Origin of the sequence: Burkholderia singularis (assembly GCF_900176645.1) — a bacterium.
GTDB lineage: Bacteria > Pseudomonadota > Gammaproteobacteria > Burkholderiales > Burkholderiaceae > Burkholderia > Burkholderia singularis.
Window position 1 is genome coordinate 1 of record NZ_FXAN01000127.1, and the last position, 9309, is coordinate 9309.

Genomic DNA, 9309 nt, shown 5'->3' on the forward strand with positions numbered 1-9309 from the left:
GCTGTCTGCGATTAAATCGGCAGCATGATCGCCCCGGACGTTCCACTTAAAAATCTCAGAAAACTGTCCGAACGAGCGAGGCCACCTCTATGTCGTGCGCGGCCATCTGACAGACGACGAATACGCGGTTCACTATATTTCGCTTCCGTCATCGGACTGGGGTGGAAAAACGGCTCACCATTATCTGAAATTTAACCGGAAGACCAACACGTTCACACAGCAGGCCACGTGGGAAGACGATCCGAACATCGCGCCGCAGAACGGACGCTTTTCTCAACGCGACAACACGATTGCCGATCCGCGCTCGATCACGTGGCAGACGCATGCGGACCGAGAGCAGAAAAGCCGGTGAGTCAGCACGGACGTGCCGATTACCCGGCTTAAGTATTTTGTGGAACGGTTCGACGCGCGGCTGGCCGGATGATGGCCATTGCCGCGCAGAAGCGCCGATGCGGCTATCGCCGGATTCAGGTGCTGTTGCCGTGGGCGGCGCTGCGCCAACCACAAGCGCATCTGGCGCCTACAGCAACGCGGGACGGAGCATGCGCCAGCAGCGTCGCAGCCGACGACGTGGAACCCGCGTTTGCCGAGATCGATTCCTAACGTGACCGAATTCATGGCAACCTCCATGGGTGGTACGCCACTGCGATAGAAAAAGCGGGGGGACCATACCATTAGTTTCAGACTGGCTGGCCTATGGTCGGCGGTTTCGATGCCTGAACGTGGTCGACGACTACACGCGCGAGTGCTTGGCCATCGAGGCCGATACTTCGCTGCTGGGCCTACGAGTGCAGCAAGTGCTCGAATGGCTCAATGAGGTGCGAGGCTTGCCTGCATCCATCACGGTCGACAACGGGCCGGAAGTTCGCTGGTAAGGCTGGATGCATGGGCCTACGAATCCGGTGTCATGCCGTCGTTCATTTGGCTGGCTGATTCGCCATGACCCACATCGCGATGTGGCAGCCTATTGCCATGCAGGATAGTCCATCCGTGATCGTTGAAACGTGCTTGCGGCTTTACTTCGTGGGACACTGTCCGCGCTAATTTTCCATTTTCGCCTTCTCACTGAGAATTTCGTATATGCCGACGCATCTATCGGCAAATTCTTATTTAATTTAATATTGTTTGAATGAATGATTTTTATTCAAGTGAGCGTGCAATTTTAAACTGCGGTGATGTTGTGAATTATTAAATATTCTTGAGTGAATGTCGATGCTCTGAAATCGAGCATTTATCCATAAATAAATGTATAGACCGCGAGCGAGTGCGGCGTTGGAGCGAAGGGTTGGCGAAGAAGAAAGTCGAATCATGGGAGATGGTCGATGCGCTCTGGCAGCGGGTGGAACTGCCGTCATCGGGCACGGCATCTCTTAGCCGGATATCGTCACGGTGGCATAGCGGGTTCAATCATTTTCGCAAACTGTTCATCCATTACGTAAAGCTCGAATGCAGTTTCGTCACCTTAAATCATCTTGCTGCTGCCGGCATCGCTTTCCGCAAGGTGTTGACGAGCGGCAATTAATTTGCCAATGAATTTTAAAAATAAATTTGGGATTTTGGGGTAATTGCCTGTCTTAAAATGGGGTGAGAATTAAAAGAAATTATTCTGGTGTCAATCGAGAATTCAATTCGTTATAAATGATTTCTCGTCTATGGTTAGGAAAGTAACCGATGGAACATCTAAATGCCCTATATAAGACATAAGCATCAGTCCGTTCAACGCACGTTGGACGCGACGCTCGATCCATCACGAAAGAACCGTGATCGCCATGCCGCCTGGCTCGAGAGATCTCTGCGCGGCCGCGAAGCGGCCGTGGACAAAACGCCGCAGCGTTTTACACCACAACTAACGGATGCATATGCTCGGAACGTGATGGATGCCCATTTACAGGGCCGGCATCCCGCGAATGCGCATCTTGTACCGTTACTCGGGCTGCCCGCGCCAACCGCGAAAGCGAAGGCGATCATGGCTGCCGCAACGTTTCTCTGTTCACTGCGCGTCCCCGATGAGGCTACGCGAATTGCCTCGGACAACCCGACGGCTCCACCGTCTCGCACTCATGACGTCTCCCCGACGTTCGGAGAACCGGGTGTCCCGCCTTCTGATGGCATGCACGCCCGGCTTCGCAGAGACCTCATTTCCGTGGAACCGAGAAATGCGCCCGGCATGGCTATGCAAACTGTCTGGACCGCCCGGCGGGTACCCCCTCCGCATCCGTCGGTACTGATCAACACGGTGCAACTGCACGAAATCGTCACCTCACACCGGAGATGCATTCAGCGAGAACGAGAAGAACGGCTACAAAAGAGCCTGTTTCTAGCGGGTAATCTGACGCACGGCGAGCGCGCCAGCAGTATTTATTTTGATGGCAACGCTCTTGTTCATGCGGCGCATAAAAGTGTCGACGATCTGGCTGACGATCCATCCCTGATGCGGTTGCCTGATTTCGCGAAGCTGCCGCAACCGGATCGCCGCAAGATGGTTGTCCAATGGCTGGATGCGCATGGCCAGGATACCCAGTACACGTTCGGCACGTTTGAACACTCGATGGCGTCGGTGCTAAAGACGGCTGCGTTGTCCCGAGGGCAGGCTGCGCCGCAACCGTATCCGTCCCATGATGCGCTGGGATCGGCGTTTGCCAGATTGACGCATGAGTGGCCATCGCCGAACAGCACCCTGATTGATCCGAGAATCCTGTTCGGGTTGCATCTGGTGAAGACTCACGGGATTGAGCTGCATGGCCCGTCGTCGCAACGGCTGAACGAGCTGGAAGACACCGTGGCCGACCTGCTTACCGACGTGGCCGGACCACCGGTCTTCGACAAGAAAGCCGCGGCACTGGACCTGCTCGCGGAGAAGACGGGACTTTCAAAGGATGAGCTGACCGCGTCGCACGGACGAAATCACCACAGCATCCTCGACCGGTTCATGCATTTCACGGAAGACCTGGCTATCTTCGAGCTTCCTCAGTCTCCCTATTATCCAGCTACTTTCGTCATCCGGACACCGAAGTCGGACGGCATGCCCCGTCATCAAATCGAACTCGATGCGAGGAGCCTGCTTGCAGAAGCCAGAGCCCGATTCAAGGCGGGCTTGCCAGACCATCCATGGTTTGCCGCGCGTGCCCGTCTGGAATTACGCCGGCAGAATGTGCCGCAAACCACAAATACGGTTGCCGAGGAAATCGATGAGCTTGTGGCGCAGTACAGGATAGCGTCCGAAGGACCGCCCGAGCTCAGGCACTGGCTGGACAATATGCCGATCATTTCGAACGTCATCGGATTCACGGAGGGAATTGCCCGTGGCGATGTGGACGAGATTATCAGCTCGGTGCCGGTAATCGCGAACCTATACAACGCGGTGGGAGGCGCCGTAACAGGAGATGGCAAGCGCACGGCAACGGCGCTGATCACACTGATACCGTATGTCGGCTCGGGCTACATCATTGCGGACGGGGTTTCAAACAACGACACGGCCGAGATCGTTGGCGGCACGATTGGCCTGGGACTGGATTTCATGACCGCTGGCGAAGGCCACCTGCTCACCCGCAGCCGTGCCAAGAGTCATTCAGCGCTGAGCAAGGGCGCAGCGGCGTCGCATGCTTTCTCCGGCCATGAAGTGCAAGTGCCGCCGGCAGTGCGGTTGCAGGCCGAATATAGTCTTGGCGCGCTGAGAGATCTCGGAGTTGAAGACCGTGCGTTGATGTTTATGGACAAGGCCGGAAAATACGAGGGCGTGCATGACGCGTATGAGCTGGTCAACAGGGACGAGGGGGCCCCTTTGAGCCCTGAGATGCAAAAACTTGTCGAGCGCCTCACGCCAGTACCCAAGGATAAGCGCCCTCCGGCAATGCGTCCTTCGGAAGGGGGGACCTGGCAGGATCCCGTCACGCTCGCCCATTACGCCAGGATTGGGGCCAACCTTTATCGGGTTGCGAAGGACGACGCAGCGTCGATGGCAGGGTATGCAGTATGGAACCCAACAGATTCCTATGGTCATGGGCAGGACCGAACGATTCGTTTGGTGTTCAGGGAGCGATGGCAGGAGGCTCGGGACGTTCCAGGTCTGAAGGGAGGCGCACCTCAGCTGATATTCAGAGTCGTCAACACCAATGCGGCGAAGCTCGTGGATCTGCCGGTTCCTCAGCCGTATGCGAATGCCAGCCCTGGCCGGCGATTCGCTTTGACCAACGAGCCTTTGGCGGTGTCCGAAACGCAAACCGTTATCGAGGCGCGGAAGGTTCTGTCGGAGGACGCGAGGGACGTGACCCGGAGAGAAGATTTCGCGCAAGGATTCGATCAGTATTTCGCTGTGGCAGCACAGGCTTACGACAGAGAGCCGGCTTCATCAGCGAAGGTACAGGAAGACATCAAGTCGTTCTTTACCCGTCTGTATGACGAATCCGAAACGTTCCGGAGTCTCTATAACTTTGCCGTGGACAGTTCGAGGATTGGGCCGAACCGAAAGTGGCGAGTAAGTATAGGCAGCCGGGAGGACCTTGGATATGTAGTCCAGCAGCATTCACGAATAATGAGTGTTCCCCATATCGACACTGTGATCGATCATCCGTTGAAATTTTTATCCAAAAACGGGGAACTCGTTAACATCAACTCCAAAGCGATACTGACGCACGAAATGGTCCATCTGCTCACTGGCCTGGAAGATCCCGACCAGTCGTTATGGGACCAGCCAGGCACGGTGGATATTGTGCGCACATACGGGTTGGGCGAACGCGGCGCGGTCGAGTATTTAGCCCAGAGAATAATGAGAGAGGCTAGCGTCGAAGTACCGCAGCGCCAAACTTATCTCGGTATGAGGCCGGAAATGAAGGCGGCCCTGGAGGAACACGGCGTCGCGAACTATGTCGACCTGGACACTTATGTATCACTTCAGGATCGTTACCTGGATATATTGTTTCCCAACACTGCCGAGCATCCGGCCTTTGGCAGCGCGAGCGCATATGAATCGGATCGATTGCAGGGGGTAAGCGACCCGGACAACAAATACTATTCAGGGCCCACCGGCGCCGGAACGTTCAACATGGATTCCATTTATTGGAAATCGAGCAGGTAGAGGATAAGCGGTTCATAAAAGAACGTTCGCCTGCCGGATGGCTGCAAGAAGCGGCTCGGGCCGGTCGGTTCACCGACTCGCCGGCGCGGCAGCGCAGCCTATACATGCTTTATTTTCCGTTTTCGAGACGCCACCAAGGAAGCGTATCGACCAGCCTTGCCGGGCTAATCAAGCAAGGGCGCGCGCGCTCAGACATGAAGTTTCGGTCGTTGCGCGTGCGACGCGATGTTTTCAGGGGCAATTCAAGGCCGCGGCTTCCTGTAGCCCCGGAAAGTCCCGCTTTCAACGCATCAGCACCGCGTGAAATGCGCTGGCCGGTGTGCAGGATGATGCGGCGTTGATCGTCTGTCAGCATTTATTTGGCGGGATTGTTCGCTAATTGCATGGTTACGGACGCACCGATTCATTCAAAATTTCCCGAAGTTCCGCGGCGAGAGCGCAGTAGCCGTTCGATTCTTCGGCTCATGCCAATGAACTGTAACAAATAGCCGCCTCTGGGATTGGAAATAATCCAATTCAAGAATATTGATAATGGGCGGGAAATTTATTTTTAAGATTGCAAGAAAAACGCAGTGCACAAAGATATTTTGTAAGCGATTGGTGCGATCGGGTTGGTAGTGTGTTTTTAATATTGCAATATTTAACAATTTAAATTATTGCTGTGAAGGCCATTTTTTTGTAATGTGAATTAACGATTTGATACCCATGTGATGAATGGTCGTTATTGGTGGTGGGTAGTCGGTGTTTAGATGTTTGAAGCGTTTCTCGGAAGAAAGCATGTGGCATGTGAAGTAAAATTTAATGAGGGCTGAAATATGAAACGTCGAGATTTCGTGTCGCTGAGCTTGGCTGCGCCTTTGTTGGGTATTGCCGGAAAATCTAGATATGCATATGCTCAAGAAACTGGGAGGGTATTGCAGCCATTGCGTGATATATTCAATGGATCATATGATGCATACTATGCAAGTGCTCCAGGTTCAACCAAGGTGCTGGGGACATTCGATCTCGAAAAGGAAGATGTCATCGGTGTTTTCTTTAAAAAAATACCGATCTCGAGTTCGATTGGCGCCTATCATATGTATATATTGGTTCATTCGCATAAGTTTAAAAAGCAAGTGATTTTTAGAGGTGGCCCTACAATGGACGTGCCGCCGGAGTACGGGATTGTGTATTTTATTACAGGCGCAGCGCCAAATCCCGATCCTGGTCTGATGCTTAAAAGCTTTGGATATTTGGAAGGGGTGGTTGGTTTAAATCGTCCTCCCGAGCTGGTTGATGATCGTGATAGACCGGGGAAAAAACTATTGATCGGATCGGTTGATTTTGATAGGGCGGGCGAAAATAGTGGGGTGATTATTAAGACGGGTGCTGATCTTTCGATGCACATAAATAAATTTGCGGAATTCACCGAATATATCAATAAATTGAAGGTAAGATATAACCCGAGATATCCCAATTCCAACTCTTATGTGACAAATGCATTGAGGTATGCGGGTTTGCCAACGGCAAAGGAGGCGATATACTCATATCCGCCGGGTACGCCGAACAGGCAATTTTTCGATAATTTATTTACTCCCGGGGCGGAAGTCATTGATTTGACTCGATCTGATGTGGTGTACGATACCCGCATGGGAAGAAGCTTGTCTGAAATTTACGGTCCTTTGAGTAATGATCCTATGTCTGTAGAGGCTGGATTGAATATTGATGATCATTTTTCTGAAAGTATTCCGAGTTCCCGATATTTCTACAATAAGAATGAGTATGATGAGGTTGTGAGAATTAACAAGGAAATCGATAAAATTGGTATTGGCAATGTTTCGATTCCGAAGGTCGATCTAAATAAATAATTTTATTTTGATTGATGGTGCGATGATGTGCGGGTATGGGCGCTGTACTCGCACATCATTATTCGCTCGATTGAGCTTGGTTTTTGGTGCTTGGTTGAGTCAGCGCCCCCGCGAATCCTATGCCATCCGTCCGAGCGTGGCACGAAACCGGCTCAGCGAGACGACGAACAGCAGGGCGCCGATCCCCGCGAGAGCGACGAACGACGGCCAGACCGTGTCGAGGGCCGCTCCGCGATACAGAATCGCCTGACTGAGCGCGACGAAATGCGTGGTCGGCGCGGCGAGCATCATGTCCTGAACGAGTGCGGGCATGCTTTCGCGCGGGGTCAGGCTGCCCGATAGCAATTGCAGCGGCAGGATCGTCAGCACCATCAGCATGCCGAGCTGAGGCATGTTGCGCACCAGCGTCGCGAGCAGAATGCCGAGCGACGTCGTGGCGAACAGATGCAGCGCCATGCCGGCGACGAACAGCGGAAGCGAGCCACTGATCGGCACTTTCAACAACCCTTGCACGACGAAGATCAGCGACGCAATGGCCGCGACGATCACGACCGCGCTCATGGCCCAGATCTTCGCGAGCATGATTTGCGCCGGTGTGATCGGCATGACGAGCAGGTGTTCGACGGTGCCGTGCTCGCGCTCGCGGATCAGCGCCGCGCCGGTCAGGATCATCGACAGCAGCGTGACATTGTTGATCACTTCCATCAATGCGCCGAACCAGGTTTGTTCGAGGTTCGGATTGAAGCGCAGATGCAGCGCCAGATCCACCGGAGCGACCGGCTGTTGCCGGTGCCGCCGCACGAATTCGTCTACCTCGGCGGTCACGATTTGCTGGACGTAGCCGCTGCCGGTGAATGCCTGGGTCATGCGCGTCGCGTCGACGCTCAGGAGTATCTGAGCGGGCCGGCCGGCGAGCACGTCGCGTTGAAAATCCGGCGGAATGTCGAGTGCGAATGTGTAGGCGCCGGTATCGAGCCCATGATCGGCATCGCCGGGGCCGACGCGCGCGGGCCGCGTGAATTGCGGCGGAAAAAAAGCCGATGTGATCCGCGCCGCGAGCGGCGAGCCGTCTTCGTCGACAATGGCGATCGGCGCTTTGTGCAGCGTATCGGGGCGTGCCGTTGCCGCGGAATAGATCGACGCGCTGAATGTGTAGACGATCAGGACGAGCAGGACGGGGTCGCGCGCGAGGCTCCACAGTTCCTTGATTCCGAGCCGGAAAACGACGAGAAGGAATGGCATGCTCACGCCTCCTGCTTCCTGAGCAGCAGCAGCGTCGCGCCAAGCACGACGGGCACGGCGGCGGCAAGCGGCCAGAACGCCGCGGACAGATCGGCGAAATGAAGCGCCTTGTTGAAAATGCCGCGGCTGATCGTCAGCATGTAGGTCGCCGGATAGATCGTGCCGATGAGCTTGCCGCTGCCTTCGAGTGACGACAGCGGTGTCAGGAGCCCGGAGAACTGCACGACTGGAATCAGCGTGCCGATGATCGTCATGACGATGGCTGAGACCTGGCTGCGCGTGAATGCGGAGGCGAGCATGCCGATGCCGGTGGCCACCACGCTATAGATGAGTACCGCTGCGGCGAGCGTCGCGAAACTGCCTTTCACCGGCACGCCGAATCCGAAATCGGCGAGCAGGGTCATCATCAGGAAGTTGAGCATCGCGAGCGCGATATACGGCGTTTGTTTGCCGATCACGAATTCGGCGCGCGTGACGGGTGTGACGTACAGGTTGATGATCGAGCCCAGTTCCCGTTCTCTGACGACGGCAAGTGCAGTCAGCATGGCCGGCAGCATCAGCAGCAACATCGGAATGATGGCGGGGATCATCGCGGGCAGGCTGCGCACGTCGGGGTTGTAGCGGTATCGCGTGACGACTTCGACGCGCGCAGCCGGTGCGAGGCCCAGCCGCTCGCGCGCCTGCCGGAGCAGCCACGTTTCGTGCATGCCGATCACATAGCCGCGGATGGTTTCCGCGCGCAGCGGCATCGCGCCGTCGATCCACACGCCGATTTGCGCGCGCGCGCCGCGTTCGACGTCGCGCGCGAAGTGTGGCGGAATTTCGAGCGCCAGCGAAATGTCGCCGGCACGCATGCGGCGATCGAGATCCGCGTAATCGGCAAGCGGCGTGCGGACGTCGAAATAGCGCGAACCGGACAGGTTCAGTGCATAGTCGCGGCTCAGCCCCGTCTGATCGCGATCGAGCACGGCGAAGCTCAGATGCTCGACGTCGAGGCTGATGCCGATGCTGATCACGCACATCAGGATGAGCGAGCCGAGCAACGCGAGCGTGGCGCGCACCGGATCGCGCCGCAATTCCAGCATTTCCCGCCACATGTAGCTGAGCGCGCGCTGCGGGCTGAATCGGCGGGTATCGGGGCGGGCG

At 55.6% G+C, this 9309-nt stretch carries 7 protein-coding genes and 2 pseudogenes; 6 read left to right on the top strand and 3 right to left on the bottom strand.

Annotation, left to right across the window (positions count from 1 at the left end):
* Positions 1–85 precede the first annotated feature (85 nt).
* From BSIN_RS26305 to BSIN_RS24655, 5 genes and pseudogenes are all read left to right on the top strand, one after another.
* Positions 86–352, top strand: a pseudogene (locus BSIN_RS26305) (hypothetical protein); the annotation flags it as partial.
* Positions 353–420: 68 nt separating this feature from the next.
* Positions 421–603, top strand: a complete 183-nt coding sequence (locus BSIN_RS24645; protein WP_059518729.1) for a hypothetical protein — start codon at positions 421–423, stop codon at positions 601–603.
* Between the two features lie 86 nt (positions 604–689).
* Positions 690–866: pseudogene (locus tag BSIN_RS25720) on the top strand (IS3-like element ISDet2 family transposase); the annotation flags it as partial.
* A gap of 419 nt (positions 867–1285) precedes the next feature.
* Positions 1286–1522, top strand: a complete 237-nt coding sequence (locus BSIN_RS24650) for a hypothetical protein (protein ID WP_143757550.1) — start codon at positions 1286–1288, stop codon at positions 1520–1522.
* A 204-nt stretch (positions 1523–1726) separates the two neighbouring features.
* A complete protein-coding gene (locus tag BSIN_RS24655) occupies positions 1727–5074 on the top strand; it encodes a hypothetical protein (RefSeq protein ID WP_143757551.1) in 3348 nt (1115 codons plus the stop codon).
* 109 nt (positions 5075–5183) lie between these two features.
* Here the strand turns inward: BSIN_RS24655 and BSIN_RS25725 are convergent, their stop codons facing one another.
* Positions 5184–5429, bottom strand: coding sequence for a hypothetical protein (locus BSIN_RS25725; protein WP_143757552.1), 246 nt, complete (start codon positions 5427–5429; stop codon positions 5184–5186).
* Between the two features lie 478 nt (positions 5430–5907).
* Between BSIN_RS25725 and BSIN_RS25730 the strand changes: the two genes are divergently transcribed.
* Entirely contained in the window at positions 5908–6921 is a 1014-nt protein-coding gene (locus tag BSIN_RS25730) for a hypothetical protein (RefSeq protein WP_218192449.1), read from the top strand.
* A 117-nt stretch (positions 6922–7038) separates the two neighbouring features.
* Here the strand turns inward: BSIN_RS25730 and BSIN_RS24660 are convergent, their stop codons facing one another.
* Positions 7039–8163: an ABC transporter permease gene (locus BSIN_RS24660; protein ID WP_089342362.1), complete on the bottom strand. Its 1125-nt coding sequence runs from the start codon at positions 8161–8163 to the stop codon at positions 7039–7041.
* A gap of 2 nt (positions 8164–8165) precedes the next feature.
* On the bottom strand, positions 8166–9309 hold a 1144-nt coding region (locus BSIN_RS24665), incomplete at its 5' end, for an ABC transporter permease (RefSeq protein WP_143757554.1).